The sequence below is a fragment of the Nitrospirota bacterium genome (assembly GCA_016235245.1).
GTDB lineage: Bacteria > Nitrospirota > Thermodesulfovibrionia > Thermodesulfovibrionales > UBA6898 > UBA6898.
This window is the reverse complement of sequence record JACRLO010000004.1, coordinates 82,499-100,784: the sequence shown is the minus strand read 5'-3', so window position 1 is coordinate 100,784 and position 18,286 is coordinate 82,499. Positions and strand designations below refer to the sequence as shown.

Annotated in this window: 14 protein-coding genes, 1 tRNA gene and 2 riboswitches; of the genes, 7 read left to right on the top strand and 8 right to left on the bottom strand. The window is 49.3% G+C overall.

Features of this window, described 5'->3' with window-relative positions:
* Positions 1 to 46: 46 nt before the first annotated feature.
* The 3 genes from xseA to HZB31_01885 all read left to right on the top strand — a co-directional run bounded on the left by xseA (position 47) and on the right by HZB31_01885 (position 2,037).
* Positions 47 to 1,360: an exodeoxyribonuclease VII large subunit gene (xseA, locus tag HZB31_01895; protein MBI5846702.1), complete on the top strand. Its 1,314-nt coding sequence runs from the start codon at positions 47 to 49 to the stop codon at positions 1,358 to 1,360.
* Positions 1,311 to 1,547 (top strand): exodeoxyribonuclease VII small subunit, encoded by a 237-nt coding sequence (xseB, locus tag HZB31_01890; GenBank protein ID MBI5846701.1) that lies wholly within the window; start codon positions 1,311 to 1,313, stop codon positions 1,545 to 1,547. Before xseA ends, xseB begins: the two co-directional genes overlap by 50 nt.
* A gap of 121 nt (positions 1,548 to 1,668) precedes the next feature.
* Positions 1,669 to 2,037: a hypothetical protein gene (locus HZB31_01885; protein ID MBI5846700.1), complete on the top strand. Its 369-nt coding sequence runs from the start codon at positions 1,669 to 1,671 to the stop codon at positions 2,035 to 2,037.
* An 88-nt stretch (positions 2,038 to 2,125) separates the two neighbouring features.
* Here the strand turns inward: HZB31_01885 and HZB31_01880 are convergent, their stop codons facing one another.
* The 4 genes from HZB31_01880 to HZB31_01865 form a co-directional block, all read right to left on the bottom strand.
* Positions 2,126 to 5,866, bottom strand: a complete 3,741-nt coding sequence (locus HZB31_01880; protein ID MBI5846699.1) for a DUF748 domain-containing protein — start codon at positions 5,864 to 5,866, stop codon at positions 2,126 to 2,128.
* Positions 5,867 to 5,880: 14 nt separating this feature from the next.
* Positions 5,881 to 6,330, bottom strand: coding sequence for a large conductance mechanosensitive channel protein MscL (mscL, locus tag HZB31_01875; GenBank protein MBI5846698.1), 450 nt, complete (start codon positions 6,328 to 6,330; stop codon positions 5,881 to 5,883).
* 148 nt (positions 6,331 to 6,478) lie between these two features.
* Positions 6,479 to 7,471, bottom strand: coding sequence for an NAD(P)-dependent glycerol-3-phosphate dehydrogenase (locus HZB31_01870; GenBank protein ID MBI5846697.1), 993 nt, complete (start codon positions 7,469 to 7,471; stop codon positions 6,479 to 6,481).
* 75 nt (positions 7,472 to 7,546) lie between these two features.
* On the bottom strand, positions 7,547 to 9,247 hold the full coding sequence (locus tag HZB31_01865) for a glutamine--tRNA ligase/YqeY domain fusion protein (GenBank protein ID MBI5846696.1): 1,701 nt from the start codon (positions 9,245 to 9,247) through the stop codon (positions 7,547 to 7,549).
* Positions 9,248 to 9,470: 223 nt separating this feature from the next.
* On the opposite strand from HZB31_01865, the gene HZB31_01860 reads away from it, so the two are divergent.
* The 3 genes from HZB31_01860 (at position 9,471) to trpD (ending at position 14,567) form a co-directional block, all read left to right on the top strand.
* Positions 9,471 to 11,618 carry a carboxy terminal-processing peptidase gene (locus HZB31_01860; GenBank protein ID MBI5846695.1) on the top strand — a complete coding sequence of 716 codons (2,148 nt, stop codon included), beginning with the start codon at positions 9,471 to 9,473 and terminating at the stop codon, positions 11,616 to 11,618.
* Between the two features lie 596 nt (positions 11,619 to 12,214).
* A riboswitch (cobalamin riboswitch) is annotated at positions 12,215 to 12,411 on the top strand.
* 72 nt (positions 12,412 to 12,483) lie between these two features.
* On the top strand, positions 12,484 to 13,449 hold the full coding sequence (locus tag HZB31_01855) for an alcohol dehydrogenase catalytic domain-containing protein (GenBank protein MBI5846694.1): 966 nt from the start codon (positions 12,484 to 12,486) through the stop codon (positions 13,447 to 13,449).
* A gap of 20 nt (positions 13,450 to 13,469) precedes the next feature.
* Entirely contained in the window at positions 13,470 to 14,567 is a 1,098-nt protein-coding gene (gene trpD, locus HZB31_01850) for an anthranilate phosphoribosyltransferase (GenBank protein ID MBI5846693.1), read from the top strand.
* 59 nt (positions 14,568 to 14,626) lie between these two features.
* Here the strand turns inward: trpD and HZB31_01845 are convergent, their stop codons facing one another.
* From HZB31_01845 to HZB31_01835, 3 genes are all read right to left on the bottom strand, one after another.
* On the bottom strand, positions 14,627 to 14,800 hold the full coding sequence (locus tag HZB31_01845; protein MBI5846692.1) for a hypothetical protein: 174 nt from the start codon (positions 14,798 to 14,800) through the stop codon (positions 14,627 to 14,629).
* 483 nt (positions 14,801 to 15,283) lie between these two features.
* Positions 15,284 to 15,358: transfer RNA gene (locus HZB31_01840), tRNA-Val, on the bottom strand.
* Positions 15,359 to 15,434: 76 nt separating this feature from the next.
* Complete coding sequence (locus HZB31_01835; protein ID MBI5846691.1) at positions 15,435 to 16,739, bottom strand: UDP-glucose/GDP-mannose dehydrogenase family protein; 1,305 nt, start codon at positions 16,737 to 16,739, stop codon at positions 15,435 to 15,437.
* 357 nt (positions 16,740 to 17,096) lie between these two features.
* Positions 17,097 to 17,172: riboswitch (cyclic di-GMP riboswitch) on the top strand.
* Between the two features lie 151 nt (positions 17,173 to 17,323).
* Between HZB31_01835 and HZB31_01830 the strand changes: the two genes are divergently transcribed.
* A complete protein-coding gene (locus HZB31_01830) occupies positions 17,324 to 17,653 on the top strand; it encodes a hypothetical protein (protein ID MBI5846690.1) in 330 nt (109 codons plus the stop codon).
* Between the two features lie 52 nt (positions 17,654 to 17,705).
* On the opposite strand, the gene HZB31_01825 is transcribed toward HZB31_01830, so the two are convergent.
* Complete coding sequence (locus tag HZB31_01825) at positions 17,706 to 18,215, bottom strand: OsmC family protein (GenBank protein ID MBI5846689.1); 510 nt, start codon at positions 18,213 to 18,215, stop codon at positions 17,706 to 17,708.
* Positions 18,216 to 18,286: the final 71 nt, after the last annotated feature.

The following is an 18,286-nucleotide window of genomic DNA, read 5'->3' as shown; positions in this document are numbered from 1 at the left end:
ATAAGGAAGGGGCTTTCCGGTTGGTGTATAATCAGAGAATAACACTATGCAAGAGATCTCTTCTGAAAGACCGGCGCTCAGTCTCTTACAGCTGAATGGCCTCATTAAATCCGCAATTGCCGATACACTGCCTGATCAGTATTGGGTAGTTGCTGAGATCGCCGACCTCAAACTGAACCAGAGGGGCCACTGTTACCTTGACCTTGTTGAAAAAGAGGGCAATGCTGCCGTAGCCCAGATCAAGGCCAATATCTGGGCCTACGAATACCGTTCCATCAGCAACCGGTTTCAGAAAGCAGCAAATGAGCCGCTGAAGCAGGGCATGAAAATCCTGTTCCTTGCGTCAATATTATTCCATGAGGTCTATGGCCTGAGCCTTAACGTCAAGGATATTGACCCCACCTATACCATGGGGGAGATGGCGCGGAAGAAAAAAGAGGTAATCGCCCGCCTCAGAAAAGAGGGCATTATTGATCGCAACAAAGCCCATGTTCTGCCGCTTGTGCCCCAGCGAATAGCGGTCATTTCATCGCCGACTGCTGCGGGGTATCAGGATTTTTTCAACCACCTCGACAATAACCCTTACGGGTACCGCTTTTTCCATACCCTCTTCCCGGCTCTGATGCAGGGACAGGAGGCAGAAGGCTCCATCATCAAGGCATTGTCCTCGATTCGGAAACAGAAGAGCGCATTTGATCTTGCGGTGATCATCCGCGGCGGAGGATCGGTCACAGACCTGAACTGCTTTGACGGTTATCCCCTTGCGGCCGAGGTGGCAGGCTTTCCCCTGCCTGTTATTACCGGCATAGGCCATGAAAAAGATGATACGGTCGTTGATATCGCGGCACATACAAAGTTGAAAACACCGACCGCTGTGGCTGAATTTCTGATATCAGGCATTCGGAGCTTTGAGGAAAATGTTCTTGAACTCGAAAGCAGGATTATAGCCTCTTCTGAGCTGCTGCTGAGAGAGGAAAAACAGAAACTGACTTCGTTTGCACAGAGACTTTCGTTTGTGCCAATCAGACTGACCACGGTCCACAGAAACAGGCTGTTCATTCTGCAGCGCGAGGTACAGGGCTCTATGCAGCAGCGCATGCAGAACGAACAGAACAGGCTCAGCCGGGCAGAACAGGCCATACGTCATCTTGATCCTGCTCATGTTCTCAGGCGGGGCTACAGCATAACCACACTCAGGGGGAAAATACTCAGGGATGCCGCGTTGCTGAAAAACGGCGTAGCTATAGAGACGCAATTGCAAAACGGGACAGTCACCAGCATAGTGCAGTCCGGCAAGGAGGTTACGAAAAGTGCCAAAGAGCAAAGAACTGACTTACTCCCAGGCTTTGAAGGAGCTTGAGAAGATCGTCAAAGAAATAGAATCAGAAGAGGTGGATATTGATATCCTCGCGGAAAAGATAAAGCGTGCGTCACAGATCCTTACATTCTGTAAGAACAAGCTCAGAACAGCAGAGGATGAAGTAAAAAAAGTTCTGACTGAGATGGACGATGAAGCAGCGGCAGCAGACAAAGAAGAGGATCCATAGTAGCAACCCATGAGGCCGGGGACGGCTTTCAGCCTGTTGGGGAGCAAGAGCCCGGCCCTCTGATGAATGTACTTTGCAAGAATGTCATCGAAGAGTAAACTATATCTAACCTTCAACGCTCATGGACATTAATGCCCTATCTAATCCCTATCTGCGGCAGGACTTCCCTGTTGAAGCCCTTCCCGTGCCTGTGGAAAATCCGGAACAGGCACGGCAGGACCCTGCAGCCAGATCACTTGTCGTCAAGATCAATGAACGGACAGCGGGCCTAACCAGAAGAAAGACGACTGATTCTATAGATATCAGCAGTTCGGCAAAAGAGGACAGAGCAGGAAATGATCCTTCAAAGGCTCAGTCGGACAATCTGACGTATGATCTGCCGAGGATGAGGAACTGGGACCACAGACTTGTTGCCTGGTTCAGAACAGCTTTTACAGTGCAGGGCAATATTTCCCAAAACAGGGGCATTCATATCGATATTGTTGTCTGAGGACTGACTTTGCAGTCATTCACCTTAACAGCCGGATTATTATATGGAATCTGTCCCGCAGCATGTGATGGAAACAAAATCAGAAAACTCATTTCAAGGTAAAATCAACCCGGCTCTCCCTGACCTTTTCCTTCTTCTGGGGCTGAAGCGTCTTCGGTACGACCAGGAATATCCTCTCCTGCTCAACAAGCTTCGATCTCAGGAGCAGGTCTTTAACCGCAAGCGCCCTTTGTGAGGCAAGAGTCCTGAGATCGTCGTCCTTCACCTCAATATGGGTAAGCATCAGCTTTTCCATCTCAGATACCGGCAGGTCCTTGGCCATGCCGATAACATTCCTCGGCTTGGGGAACTTCTCATCCTTATACGCCAGCTTCAGATATTTCGCATATTCAGCCGGCTCTATTTTCACGTCGTCAACAGGCACTGCCGCTTTGGATTGCTGCACCGCATCTTTCAGTTTCTGGGCCTTCACTTTTCGGTTAAACAGAACCCGCTTCATCCCTTCCCTGTCCTTATCCATATCAGCATGTCCCGCTATTTCGATCTTCAGTGAAGGACGGTCATGGAGAGCCTTGACCAGGGTATCCACCTTCTTCAGACCGGCTTCGTTCAGATGCGAAAGCCCGGGGTCGAACTCGAGGTAGCTCAATTCTTCGCCGCCGCCAATGAGCGAGCCGAGCAGGGCAAAAGGAGAGGTAGCTGCCTTTACCAGGAGATTCAGAAGGATCTTGATGATGATCCTGCCGATGCTGAATTTTGGGTCATCGATCTGCCCGCTGACAGGGATATCAAGATCGATCTCTCCGCGCCGGTTCTTCAAAAGTGCGATAGCGAGCCTGACAGGCAGTTTTGTTGCATCAGGGCTTTCCACCTGGCTGCCGAGCGTGAACTGATCAAGAAGGATCTTATTCTGGGAATCAAGCTTCTTCTTCTCTATCAGGTAATGAAGATTAAGACTAAGTTTGCCTTTCTCGATCACATACCCGAGATATCTCCCTGAATAAGGAGTGATCTGGCTCAGGTCCATATCTTTGAAGCTGATATTCAGATCGATGAACAGGTCGTCCCTCAAAGGGTTGACCTTGCCGGTGATTTCAAGAGGGGCATAGTTGTCGAGCTTGCCCCGCATCTCGACTACAGCCATCTTCGTCTCCTCAGAGCTGAGCCCGGTGATCCTCCCGCCTATCTCAAGCATATTGGTGTTAAAATTCGGCTTGATGAACCGGTCAGAAAAATTCACGGTCCCGCCCTGAAGCGTAATCTTCTCGATCGTTATGATCTTCCCGGCTGCATCTGTTGCGGTACTCACACCGTTGCCATTCTTTGCCTGATTTTTGGCCTCTGTTTTTACCTGTCCCTGTTCTTTTTCAGCCGCCGCTTTATCCTCAACCTTGGTCGCAGCCGCTTCTTTCTCACCCTCACCCTTCTCTATAATGTTCTGCAGGTTGATCGAACCGTCTGCATTGATGATAGTCCGGGCATAAAAATCGGAGAGCGACACCTCGCCGATCTTTACCACAAGCGGATTGTACGTGACATCCATCGAGTCAACATACAGGGAGCTGCATTTCAGAAAATCTTCTGCATTGACCTTGTCGACAGAGGCAAAATTGCTGAGGGAGGCTGTGCCTTTATATGAGGCGGTCGGCCCGGTATCCCTGCTGTACCTCGCGGAAAGTGTTCCCTCTGATGAAATACTTCCGTCAAAGACAATGATCTTTATCCTGTCTGCGAAATAGGGAACAGCCGGCATAATTGGAACGTTCTGCGAGACCACCTTCAGTTGCGCAGAAACGGGGTCAAGGCCGACAGCGCCGCTCATCTTGAGAGAGCCTTTCTTTTCGATCTGGAGAGAAAGCGATACCTTGCCTTTTGTATTTTTTTCAGTGGAGATATTCTCGCCCCTGAAATGAATCTGATCAAATAGCATACTGACCGGCTCGGAAGGGACCAGGTCTTCGGCCATTATTGTATGGCGGTCGAGGGATATCTTCTTTGCCGTAACGGTCCAGGGATTTACAGCGACCTTCTGCTTCGGCTGCAGAGGCTCGGCGTCAGCCCGCGCTGCAGGAGTTGCTGCCGGGGCAAACAATGTCTGAAGATTAAGGATACTGTCCTGACTACGCTTCACGACAATCATCCCCTTCTGCGCAGAGATATCACCAACAACGATCTCCCGCTTGCCGAGGTCAGCAGACGTCTCTTTGACAGACAGCGCCGGGAAGTTCAGAAAATCCTCCTTCTCTCCATGCTTTCTGAGTCTCAGTGCTGTGACGTTCGCCGTGAGATCAGAAACTTTCAGATCAGGCTCATTGCCGGTCATAAGAAAGGAATATTTTGTCATGAAATCAAATCTGCCGTCCTCTATCGAAAAAAGCACGAATTTTCCGTAATAAGGCGCATACTTTTTGAGCACCACCTGCTTGACCTCAACCGTTCCTTCCCCTGATAGTGGTTCAACAGAAAAATTGCCCGTAAGTCTGAACTCCTCCTGAGAATCTGTCTGCAATGATGCCTCGGCCTCGGCCTTCTTATCTTTTACGGTGCTGAAGTGGCCGATTTTTGCCTGGATATTGTGAAGACTGGTTCGAAAGATCCTGCCCTCAGAGGCATCTGCAACAATCACCTTTCCGTTTGCAAGGATTATCTCATCAGCATCGATAACAGGCAGGGATTTCTTCTCTTCTGCTTTTGTCTCCTTCCCGGACTCGGCCTTAGCCTTAGCCTTGCCCTTATCCTCAGCCGCCACCTTCCCCTGAGCCTTCTCTCCCGTAAATGCCATCAGCGCGAGAAGATTCAACTTGCCTGCTCTGTCTCGACTGACATTGATCTCTGGAGACTCAAGCACTATCTTCGCAAAATGTATATTCCTGGCCATTAAATCTGACGAACTGATGGAGATATCGAGCCGGGGCAGATAGATCAACGGGTTGCCTGCCTTGTCATCAATCTTGAATATTTTCAGTGATGTGCTGCCTTTTAAGGACAGTGTCGGCTCCTTGTCTTTAAACTGCGCATACGTCAGACTTGTCTGAACATCCAGAAGCCCGGAGACCAGCGTGAAGTCGAGCGGGACGGGAGAATACGCCAGATAATAGGGGAGGTTGAGATCCTTCAGGTCAAGATCAATGTTTGTCTCATGTGAGTCGACAAAAGGCTTGGTATTTCCCCTGAAACTTACTGAATTGCCATTGACCTTTGCCGAGAAGGCAGGCTGCACATAGGATTCCAGATAATAGGGCAGATTCGAAACAAAGGGAACGGTCAGCACGGCGCCGCGAACCTCATGTTTTGTATGCTTTGGTCCATCCAGAAAATCGATCCTGGCATTGATCACCTGTATGTTATTCAGCGAAAAGCGGAGCGACCGCTGCCTGCTGCCAGGACCGCCCTTGTCTGCAGGCTTCTGATCTGCCATCTGAAGCAGATCGGAGAAGTTGTAGGAGAGGTCTTCATTGCGGACAATCTGCAGGTAAGGATTCACCAGCTTTATCTCTTTGGCAATTATGCCCCGCCGGAACATGGACATGGTCTGCAGGTTCAGATAGAGCTCATCAAAGGAGACAAAGGGCGTTTGGGATTTCGGCTCCTTTATCTCAAGCCCCCTCACGGTAACAGAGAGCATGAACGGATTTATCCGCACCGCCTGGATCGAGACCTGACGATGGAGTTTTTCCGAGAGCTGCTTCAGGAGGACTGATTTAACGATAGGAGGCAGGATCAGAAACCCCGCGATCGAAAAAACCACGAGAAAAACTGCGATGCCCTTCACCGTCTTCTTCTGATTCAGTCTTGATGTCATCGCGTTGATCGCTTGCCTTGGCACCATAGTGCAAAGCCCTCCTACTTCAGTTCAGTTGTACAGTGAGCACAGCGAACCGCTTTTATCGGGATCACGGAGAGGCAGAACGGACATTCTTTGGTCACCGGCACTACTGGCGGCTCCTCAGACTGTCTCTTCAGACGATTGATTGTACGGACCAGGAGGAATACGGCAAAGGCCACAATAAGAAAACTGATGATGGCATTAATAAAGATGCCATAGTTGAGGGTCACGGCGCCTGCAGCCTTGGCATCAGCAAGAGAACTGTATGGGGCCGGGATCTTGCCGTCCCTGAATACAAGATACAGGTTTGTAAAATCGACCTTGCCGAGAATAAGGCCGACGGGCGGCATAATGATATCGTTGACAAGCGAATTAACGATCGAAGTAAAGGCTGCGCCGATGATAACACCAACCGCCATGTCAACCACATTTCCTTTTACGGCAAATTCCTTGAATTCTTTAAACACGTGGACAACCCTCCGGTTCTATAGATTAATATTTGTGAGAGATTACCTGCCCTCACCTCATGATAAATAGTATCACAAAATCAGACAGGCAAAAAATAAATGAGCGTTCAGGGGAGGTCTGTGATGTAAGGCGGGAGCAAATAATGATTCAGAACTCGGATTTAAGCGCACGGTTCATGAGGCTGAGCACGGCAGTTTCAGGGTCTCTGTCCTGATAAAGCACCTCATAGACCTGATCAATGATAGGCATTTCAACGCCCATTTTCTGCCCAAGTTCAAAGGCAGAGAGGGATGTGGCAACGCCTTCTGCAACACTCCTTGAGGAAGACAGGATTTCTTTGAGCTTCATGCCCTTGCCGAGATTAACGCCCACCGTATAGTTCCTCGAAAGAGGGCCCGTACAGGTAAGCACCAGATCACCGAGACCGCTCAACCCTGAAAAGGTGGTCGGGTCTGCGTCCATTGCCTTGCCAAGCCGCGATATCTCTACAAGACCACGAGTTATCAGGGCAGCGCGAGCGCTGTGGCCAAGGCCGAGGCCGTCGCATATTCCTGAGGCGATCGCAACAACATTCTTCAAGGCACCGCCAACCTCCACGCCGATCACATCAGTATGTGTATAGACGCGGAAATATCCGGAGTTAAAGATTTCTTGCAGGAGGAGTCCGGTGTTAATATCTGCTGCCGCAAGAGTAACGGCAGTGGGAAGCTTCCTGATCACCTCTTTCGCGAAACTCGGTCCTGAAAGAGCTGCCACCGGTTTCCCGGTTACCTCATGCAGGATATCCGATACCGTAAAAAGAGTTCCCTGCTCAATCCCCTTGGATGCACTGATAATAACCGCATCACTTCGCAAACAGGCAACCGCTTCCCTGAAAACAGCCCGGGTAAACTGTGTAGGGACTACGTTGAGGACATAGCGCGCCGTCTTGAGTGCCTCTTCAATGCTGCTCGTTGCCTTAAGAGCGGCAGGCAGAGGCACCTCAGGGAGATAGACGCTGTTTCTGCTTTTTTCATTGATCTCATCGGCAACGTCCTGCTCCCGCGCCCATAAAGAAACATCATATCCCTTCTCCACGAGCAGACTTGCAAGCGTTGTTCCCCAACTTCCTGCACCTATGACAGCAATATAGCTCATTATGTTATAGCCTCATAATACACGAAAAATGATAAAAGTTGCGCAATAGCGAACTCATGAACCTGACTTCCTGCATTTTTATTTTTTGGCCTTCTCGATCTTTGCCCACGTATCTTTCAGCGTCACGGTCCTGTTAAATATCAGGGCATCTCCTGTGGAATCACCGTCAACGCAGAAATAGCCCATTCTCTCGAACTGGTATCTGCTTCCGGGAGCAGCACCCGCAATGCCCGGTTCAATAAAACAGGTGTCGAGCACCTCAAGGGAATCCGCATTTAGGTCGGTCAAAAAGTCATTACTCTCACTGCCCGGCTCAGGCTTGGTAAAAAGGGTGTTATAAAGCCTGACCTCCGCTCTGACTGCATGCCTTGCCGACACCCAGTGCAGGGTTGCCTTCACTTTTCTGTTATCAGGCGCATCCCCGCCGCGCGTTGCAGAGTCATACGAGCAGTGCAGTTCAATCACTTCACCCGTCTTTTCGTCCCTGATAACCTTTTCACAGGTAATAAAATAGGCATACCGAAGCCTTACTTCCCGACCCGGCGCAAGGCGGAAAAACTGCTTGGGCGGGTCCTCGCGGAAATCATCCTGTTCAATGTAGAGCTCACGGGAGAAGGGCACTTTCCGAGTTCCTGCATTCGGGTCCTCGGGGTTGTTAATGGCATCGAGTTCCTCTTCCTGCGCCTCAGGATAGTTCGTAATAACGACCTTAAGCGGACGCAGCACCGCCATAACACGGGGAGCCCGCTTATTCAGGTCTTCACGGATGCAGAACTCCAGGAGCCCGAGGTCCACCACGCTGTCCCTCTTGGCAACGCCTATGCGCTCACAGAAATTTCTGATCGACTCCGGCGTATAGCCTCTCCTTCTGATGCCGGCAATAGTCGGCATCCGCGGATCATCCCATCCCTTCACATGGCCCTCATTGACCAGTTGAACAAGCTTCCTCTTGCTCAACACGGTATAGCTGAGATTCAGACGTGCAAATTCTATCTGCTGAGGCAGTGGCCGCTTCAGCAGTCCACCCTCGGCAAGCCGCTCAAGGAGCCAGTCGTAAAAAGGCCGCTGGTCTTCAAACTCAAGCGTGCAGATCGAGTGGGTAATGTTCTCTATGGCATCTTCAATAGGATGGGCATACGTGTACATCGGGTAAATACACCACATGTTGCCAGTCCGATGGTGTTCGGCACGCTTGATACGATAGATCGCCGGGTCACGCATGTTGATATTCGGCGAACTCATATCAATCTTTGCGCGCACCACCAAAGAGCCGTCAGGGTGTCTGCCTTCGCGCATTTCGCGGAACAGACAAAGGTTCTCCTCAACAGTGCGCTGCCGAAACGGAGAGTTCTTTCCGGGAGATGTCAGCGTTCCCCTGCTTTCTCTCATTGCATCGGCCGTCTGGCTGTCAACATAGGCATGGCCCGCCGTGATCAGGTATTCAGCGCTTCTATACATAAAATCAAAGTAGTCGCTGGCATAGAAAGGCTCGGGACCGAAATCGAAACCGAGCCACTTGACCGAGTCGATGATGGAATTCACGTATTCCTGCTCTTCCTTCTCGGGGTTGGTGTCGTCAAAGCGGAGATTGCATCTGCCCCCGAACTCCTGCGCAATGCCGAAGTTCAGGCAGATGGACTTTGCATGCCCCATATGCAGATACCCGTTGGGCTCTGGCGGGAATCGCGTATGGACCCGCTTTTCATGCTTGCCGGACTTCCGGTCTTCGCTGACAATTTCACGAATAAAATCAGATGGTCTTGGGGTTTCGTCAGTCATGTATTATGTCCCTTCGTCTGCTGCAAGGCTCAAGCCTGTCTCACATACAGGCAATTAATTCTACCTTATTCCTTCATATTGTTGCACCGTTATCATGTCGCTGTTGCTCAAAATAAAACCTGCGGAGTATGATAAAAGCATGAGATTTTTCAGGTCCAGGTTTTGCCCCTGTCCACGCATTCGTTCGCCGTTTTCATATCTGCCCAACTCAGGCAGGCATTTCTTGCGATCCTGTCTTGTATTTCTGCTCCTGTCTTTACTGCTCTGCGGCTCCGGATATGCCCAGGACCCCCAGCACCCGGTTCATTATGAGGCCAATAGGGCTAAACTTCTGACTTTTCTCATTCGCGACAGCCTTGAAACAAGCCACTTCTCTCATAAGAAAATTGACGACAAAACCTCAGAGGAGGCTTTCGGCCTTTATCTCAAACAACTCGACTATCAGAAACGGATCCTGCTGACAGAAGATGTTGCCAACCTGGGGAAATATTCAAAGCTCATCGACGATGAAATGAACTCAGGCAATCTTGAACTTCCGCTAAGAGGTGCGGCAATCCTCTCTGCCAGGGCAGCGACTGTATACGGGATCGTCAAGGAAATACTTTCAGGTGATTTCGATTTTTCGACCAGGGAGTTTATTGAAACCGATGTCGAGAAACTCGCATACTGCAAAGACGACCTGGAATTGCGGGAACGCTGGAGAAAAACACTGAAATACGAAGTGTTGCTCCAATATTTGACCCAGACTGAGGAGACCGCCTCTATTGCAGGGAAGGCTCAGAAGTCCCGCGACGGTCAGACGGACAAAAAGCCGACTGAGGATAAAGACCTCAGAAATACCGCCCGTGACAAGGTCCTGAAGGCGTATGATCAATTTTTTTCACGAATAATCCGCGAAAAAGAAAATGAACACTACGAGCGTTTATTAAATGCTGTGGCTCATGCATTCGATCCGCATACAGACTATATGCCTCCCACGAATAAGGAGGATTTCGATATCAGCATGCGGGGCTCTCTTGAAGGGATTGGCGCAACGCTTAAGGAGGACGAAGGCCAGATAAAAGTCGTAGCCATTATCGCCGGAAGCCCTGCGTCAAGACAAGGGCAGCTTCAGGCTGAAGATATTATCCTTAAAGTCGCTGAAGGGGCCAACGAGTCTGTCCCCATCAGCGGCATGAGGGTACAGGATGCTGTCAAGCTGATCCGGGGGAAAAAAGGGACTGAAGTCAGGCTCACGATCAAAAAACCTGATGATAAGATGCTGACCATATCGATTGTTCGCGATGTTATCCAGATTGAGGAAACCTTTGCAAAAAGTGCTGTCATTAAGAACAACGAAAAGGGCGATACATTCGGTTATCTCAAAATCCCTTCCTTTTACCGTGATTTCGAAGGATCTGGCAGCGGCGGTAAAGTACGCAATGTAACGGACGATGTCAGTGCTGAGCTCGCCAATCTCAAGGCTCAAAATATTAAAGGGCTTATCATAGACCTCAGAAATAACGGGGGCGGCGCGCTGACGGACGCAGTAAAAATAGCCGGGCTCTTCATCGAAACCGGTCCTGTTGTGCAGGTCAAGAGCGGTAATGACCGGATAACAGCCTTGTCAGACGACCAGCCGGAGATTGTCTATGACGGACCGTTGGTAATACTGGTCAATACGATCAGTGCTTCTGCCTCTGAAATATTGGCCGGCGCACTTCAAAACTATGGCCGCGCCGTTATTATGGGCGGAGAGCATACTCACGGCAAGGGAACCGTCCAGACAATCATCGACCTTGACAATAAGATCCCGTTCCAGAACATGGAAGCATACAAACCTCTCGGCGCACTCAGACTTACGATCCAGAAGTTCTATCGCGTAAACGGCGACTCCACGCAATATCGCGGAGTAGTGCCTGACATCGTACTGCCAGACGTAATAAGCGGCCTCAGGACCGGAGAGCAATATCTTGACTTTGCCTTACCGTGGGACTCTGTCAAGCCTGCTGCCTATACACCATGGCCAAAATGCAGGCCTGCCATGTCTGCCCTGCGGGAGAAAAGCCGCACAAGGGTGAAATCGAGCCAGCAATTTAACGACATGGAAAAAGAGACCACACGACTTGCAGAAAAGAAAAAAAATACAGTCAGGTCATTGAATATAGAAGACGTGCGCAGAGAAATAGAGGAATCTCGCAGACAGAAAGAAAAAGATATCAAAACACCCTTAAGCCGGCCTAAGCCGGACAACGAAGCCAGGACGCCTGAAGAAAAAAGGCAGGACTTTCTCAAAACGGTCTCTGACGATTCATATGTAAAAGAAGCGATGTCAGTCATAGAAGACATGATTGCCGCTGACCCTTCCTGCATCCCGATCACCGCAAACTGAACAAGAACCGTTGATATCCTTGCGCTGTGGAGCTAGCCGTAGCTGGCAGGAAAGTCTTATTAGTTAACAGTGTGATGTTCAAAGGGTTCTAAACAGAGTCTTTCTTCTTAGGTTCAGCCCCGCTTATTCGTATGACGAGGCCGGTTATGCCCCCCAATAGCAGCTCTAGCACCAGGAGCAGTGCCGCAAGCCATAAGACCATTGACGACCTAATTACCACGTATGACAAGGCAAAGAACAGCGGACCGACCAAAGGCAACCCGGATGTTGGACGAAAAGTCTTACGGGTGAGGCACTGACGAATTATTGAGACGCAGACCGCTAACGTGAGCACGTGCCCGACAAGGCCGAGCAACAGGATAGGAGCGGCAATAATCCATCTTATGGGGCTATCGGGCATCATGAGAATAATAAGCGAACAGTTCTATGTCTCATACTGGCAGTTATTGCCCCGCCAATGACAAAAACAACGAATAGACACAAAGACAAGAATAAGTCTGATTTTAAATCATCGGCCGCCAGCATCAATTTTCATAGGACAGCAATTCATGGAAGGATATTAGCACATATGTTATAGCAGGAGAGAGAGAAATTTGACATTGATTCATGCTGACCATATAATTCTACTGTCTTAACAATACGGAACACGGTTAGAATCCGTGGTGGTCCCGCCGCTGTAATTGGTGACACCGGCTGCATCTAGGCCACTGGCAGAAATCACACTGCCGGGAAGGCGCAGCCCATGGTGGTTGACCCATAAGCCAGAAGACGTGTTGAGACGGATGTAAATACGGCACTTGATGGTAAAGAGGTCCGATGGAAGCTTATCTTCCATTGGGCCTCTTTTTTATTTGGAGGTGAGCAGGTGAAGGCAGTATGGATTGAAGAGATTGGTTCGTTTGTCTATGGAGATATTGCTGTTCGCACTCCAGCAAGTGACGAGGCACTTGTCAAGGTGACCGTAACCGGGCTTTGCAGGACAGACCTTAAAATTATTAGGGTTGGGCATAGGGATTTGACCCTTCCCAGGGTGCCGGGAGAAGAGGTCATAGGCACGGTGGAGGCCCTTGGCAGTAAAACTTCAGAGATCAATATCGGGCAAAGGGTATATATCTACCCCGGGATAAGCTGCGGAAGATGCAAGACATGCGAAAGCGGAGCGGGTAATCTTTGTGCGGATATGAGGATCATGGGTTTTCATCGCGACGGGGGATTCGCCGAATACGTGGTTGCACCTATTCAGAGTCTGACCCCAGTTCCCTCTGAGATATTGGATGAGGAAGCCATCCTTACAGAGCCTCTCTCGTGTTGCCTGAATGCTATAGAGCTCGCAGCAGTAAAAGAAGGTGAGAAGGTCGGCATATGGGGAGCTGGGCCTGCTGGCACTCTTTTAAGCCGTGCAGTAAAGGCCCTTGGAGCAAAATCCGTAGTCATAGAGAAAGACCCGAGAAGAAGACTTATTGCTGAGGGGTCTGAAAAACTGCACGATAAAGATCTTGATGCGGCATTTGTTGCCGTTGGAGACAAGAATGCCTACATGGAGGCAATGGGAGGGCTTGGTCCTCGTGGCAGGCTGGTTGTTTTTTCGGGACTTGCAAAAGATGATTCATCTCTTTCAGTTGATTTCAATCACCTGCATTACCTTGAACAGACCATTATTGGGGCGTATGGGTGTAGTTACCGCCACGGTGTGCAGGCCCTGAAAATGATAGGTACAAGGCAATTGGATGTAAAGGATATGATCTCTCACAAAATGCCGCTTGCCGAGCTTGATGCAGCGCTTGGTCTCGTAGAACGCCGCGAAGGCATGAAAATACTGCTTTACCCATAATTTTAATCAGGAGGCAAAATATGGATGCAACTGCAATTGCTGATTTTGGGCGGGGGATTCAACGCCTCATACAAGGGGAAAATTTAACGGGAAAGGAAACATACCAAATGTTCAAGCATGTGCTTGAGAATCGCCAGCCTGACCTTCAACAGGGGGCCTTTCTTGCTGCACTTGCATCCAAAGGAGAAACCGCAGAGGAGATAGTGGCGGCATGGAAAGCCATTGACGAGATTGATACAATTCATACAAAAGGCGATCTTCCATCTGGGCTGTTTGACAACTCCGGCACCGGCATGGACCGGCTAAAAACGTTTAATGTCAGCAGCGCGTCAGCCATAGTAGCAGCAGCATGTGGTATCCCGATGGCAAGGCATGGCGCACGAGCACTTACGTCAAAATGCGGCACAGTGGATATTCTTGAATCATTGGGGGTTGATGTTGAGTGTGAAGTCAGTGTGGTGGAGGACAGCATTAGAGAAGTTGGTATCGGTCTGTTTAATGGCATGAGTTCCCATGTCCATCCAGGAGCACTTGGCAGGATTCTGAGCCAGATACGCTTCGGTTCTACATTGAACATTGCGGCCTCCCTTGCCAATCCTGCACGTCCAACCCTTGGGCTACGCGGCGTTTACTCTGATTCTGTTATGCCGAGCGTAGTTGAGGTTATGCAGAAAATCGGATACCAAAGGGGCATGGTTGTTTATGGTATCGATAGTGACTCAGGACTGGGCATGGACGAAATCTCACCATGTGGTGAAACCATTATCCATGAATTTACCGAAACTGAGGTACAGAAGTACTCTTTTATGCCAGAACATGCGGGAATTAAGACCTTCAAGTTTTCTGAAATTGCTTTTTCTGGAAGCATCGAAGAGGAATCTGCCAAGTTTCTTTCTGTGCTCTCTGGCAAGGAGCATGAGGCATGTATAAATTTTGTTTGCCTCAACGCAGGCGCTATTCTTTACGTGGCTGGCAAGTGCAACAGCATTAAGAATGGAGTTGAGATATCCCGCAATGTAATAAACAGCGGCATGGCTATTAAGAAATTACATCAATGGGTCTCAGTTCAGTCAAAAAGCAATATGTCAGGGCAGAGACTCCTCGATCCACTTCTCTAACAGTTAGAAGATGTTCTTCCTGAAGGTGTCAACCTCCGCGATCAATATCATAAAGTGAGTTACTCCCGATAGTTGTTGATACTGCGCTCAGTCTCGGTTTCTCTCTTTTTGACCTGTCGACCATTGCCCTGCTTTGGTGTTGATTTTATAATGTAGTTTTCGATCTCAATTGCATCTTCATCGGGTATCTTTGCCTTGTCAAACGCTGGCATGAAAGGCAGCGGATTCCTCATCCCCTCAACAATACTCCTTATCTTCTGCAGTTTGCTGATGTTGGGGTGGCATACGGCGCAGTGTTTTTTGAAGAGTGTTTCGCCAGACCTTAGCTCTGCGAATACTGATACGACTCCATATGGAAACATACAGAAGAAGACTATAGTCAATATAAGATTAGAATAAGGCCTATTAAGCATAGAATTAGTAATGCATGACTCATGCCAGAAAAAAGCCAGGAAAGATGGCCCGGTAGCCCGTCAAGAATATGCGTAAGGCCTCTTTTTGTGTCAGGACTGAGAGATATCACCCATTTCGTTTAATTATTATTAATTCCCAGATCCCTTGCGAACCCTATACGCGTGGATATCCCGGCGGAGTTCCCACGGTTTGATAGACACAATTAAGGGTACAATTGGAAGCACGAGATGGCAAGAACAGGTAAGGACAAAAGAAAAGCTGAAAGAAAACCTTATATTTCAAGATCTTCTTTCAGCCTGTTATGGTGGGCAATGGCAGGATCGAACTGCCGACCCCTCCCGTGTGAAGGGAGTGCTCTCCCGCTGAGCTAATCGCCCGAATCAACAAACAATAATTTTGTTCGGCGCAAGAAACAACTTTCAAAAAAAGCGTCAATGAATAATACCATAGTCTCTAATTTCTGCCAATGCAGGAATATTTAAACCCCAACTTTCGCATTTTTGCGGGCTCATAAATATTTCTGAGATCGAAAAAATACGGCGTTTTAAGCAGGGCCTTGACCTTCATAAGTTCAAGGCTCCGAAACTCGTTCCATTCAGTCACAATCACAACCGCATCAGCACCCTTCATGCAGTCATAGGGATTTTTTGCATATCGTATCGTGCTCTTGAATATAGCCCTTGCATCATCCATCGCGATGGGATCGTATGCCCTCACCTTTGCCTTTGCCTTGAGCAGCTGTTCGACAAGGAATATGGACGGCGCCTCTCGCATGTCATTGGTGTTGGGCTTAAAAGATAGACCGAGTACTGCCACAGTTTTGCCCGCAAGCTTCCCGAGCCCGTCACGGATCTTTTCAAAAGCAAGCTTCTTCTGATGGTCATTTACGTGAACAGCCGACTTCACAATGCCGAGTTCCATGTTATGGTTTTTCGCGATAGTCAGCAAAGCCCGCGTGTCCTTGGGAAAACAGGAACCTCCGTAGCCCGGGCCTGGATGGAGAAATTTGGAGCCAATCCGCTGGTCAAGTCCCATGCCCTTAGCCACCATATGCACATCAGCCCCGACCCTTTCACAGAGGCCTGCCATCTCGTTAATGAAAGAAATTTTTACGGCAAGGAACGAGTTCGAGGCGTATTTGATCAGTTCCGCAGTCTCTACGTTCGTAATAACAAAAGGAGTCTCGATAAGATAGAGCGGGCTGTAGAGGTCTTTTACGATCGCAACGGCCTGCGGGCTCGAGGCTCCGATAATGACCCGGTTGGGCCGCATGAAATCCTCGATCGCCGAGCCTTCTCTGAGGAACTCGGGGTTGGAGACGATATCAAAGTCCACCTGTTCCTTGAGCCTCTTTGAGATGATTTTCCTGAGACGCGCGCCCGTGCCGACCGGCACCGTACTCTTGGTTACGATAACCTTGTATCCCCTGATGCTTTGGGCTATCTCTTCTGCAACGGCTTCCACATAGCGCATGTCCGCAGACCCGTCACCCCGTGGAGGTGTGCCGACCGCTATGAAGATAACCAGGCAGGGATCAACCGCTTCCTGAATACGCGTAGAGAACTTGAGCCTGCCGTTGCTGATATGCTTCTTTACGAGATCACTCAGGCCCGGCTCATAAAAGGGGATTTCGCCTTTTTTCAGCGCCCTGATCTTTTTTTCGTCCTTGTCAATACAGGTCACGGCAACGCCAAATTCAGCAAAGCACGCGCCGGTCACAAGGCCTACATATCCGCTTCCGATCACTCCTATATGCACTTTTCCTCCCTAAATCCCGGCCAGTCATGACAGACAGCATAGTATACAAAAAACTCAATGATTATGTGTCAGCAGGTTTACTGACCACGGTCACTTTCAAAGAGTAGGTGACAAAAGAAACATCCCTGTTACCCGTCAATCTCATTGAAAATCATCAGGAATTCAATGCCACCATTTGGACTCAGGATGCAAATTTTAAAAACATAGGCAACGTAAAATATTTCCCCAAGAAATAGGTACGGCTGACCTGTCCCGGCAATCTGAAGTGCGGCAGGTCCGGCAGGCTGCTATCATTTACTAATAATCTGCATTGACACCGTTAAATGAATTGGGATAAAATTGCTCAGAAATACAGACCATCGATAATAGCAAACTATCTGAGAGGGTAGGACGCAAAGCCACTGGTCCAGAAATGGACAGCAGGGTTGCCGAAGCGGTGATTGGATATAGTATCTAAATCCCATTCTCTCAGGAGATTGGGATTTTTTTTATGGGGATTTGGAGTCACCGCTGAGGAGCGTCCTCAGAGAAACACAGATCCGTTTTTTGCGGAATAGAGAAATTAAAACGAGAGGTGCTTAATTGTGACAGAGGCTGATAGTGACTCTTCGGATGATCGGAAGCTTAATTGTTGGGAGTTCAAAAAATGCGGACGGGAGCTTGGCGGAGAGAGTGCTTCTGAACTGGGGGTCTGTCCGGCCACTACTAACCTGCGACTGGATAATATACATGATGGCATGAGTGCGGGCCGGGGATGCTGGGTTGTTGCCGGGACTCTTTGCGGAGGCACTGTTCATGGAACCTTCGCACAAAAATACAGGACGTGCGGGCAGTGCGATTTTTATGAATATGTAAAATCAGAAGAAGGGGGGGATCTTGTCCCCACAATGGCACTGCTGAAGATGCTGGAATAGACTTCCAGCCTTATTTTTCTCACCCGCATCGAGGCTGCGGCTCATGCTGCACCTACCCGTTAATTACGATCTCTCCGGAAACCGGGGTCGGCTTTTTCAGGCTGTCCACGACCGGACAATGGGCGATCACCTTCTCTGCAAGAGCACGGACCCGTGCCTCGTCATCAGGGCTCTCGATGCGGAAAATGAACTTCACATCCTTAAAGCCGGCGTTTATATCATCGATCATGAAGAGACCCCGCAGGTCGAGCGTACCTTCCACATCCACAGAAAGCGACGTTATGGTGAGGCCTTCGTGTAATGCAAACTCGTAAAAGGCGGCCTCAACGCAGGCACCGAAGGCTGAAAGAAGCAGCTCAATTGGATTGGGCGCCTGGTTCTCTCCTCCTGCCGCCTCTGCATAGTCAGACTTCACGAGGTGTTCTCTCACCTGTGTCTCGGTATACAGGTTCCTGATATGCTTTGACGATACCTTCGGCTTATAGATCGCAGCGTCAGGCTTTCTCTTAAAAAACTCAATTCTTGTTGCGACAATTTCTTTAAGATCGCGTTTTGTGCTCATGTTCTGTCTCTCCTTTATCTGTGATGCTGATAAATAATATCACAGGGAGAGAGAAAGCAGAATTGGAAATT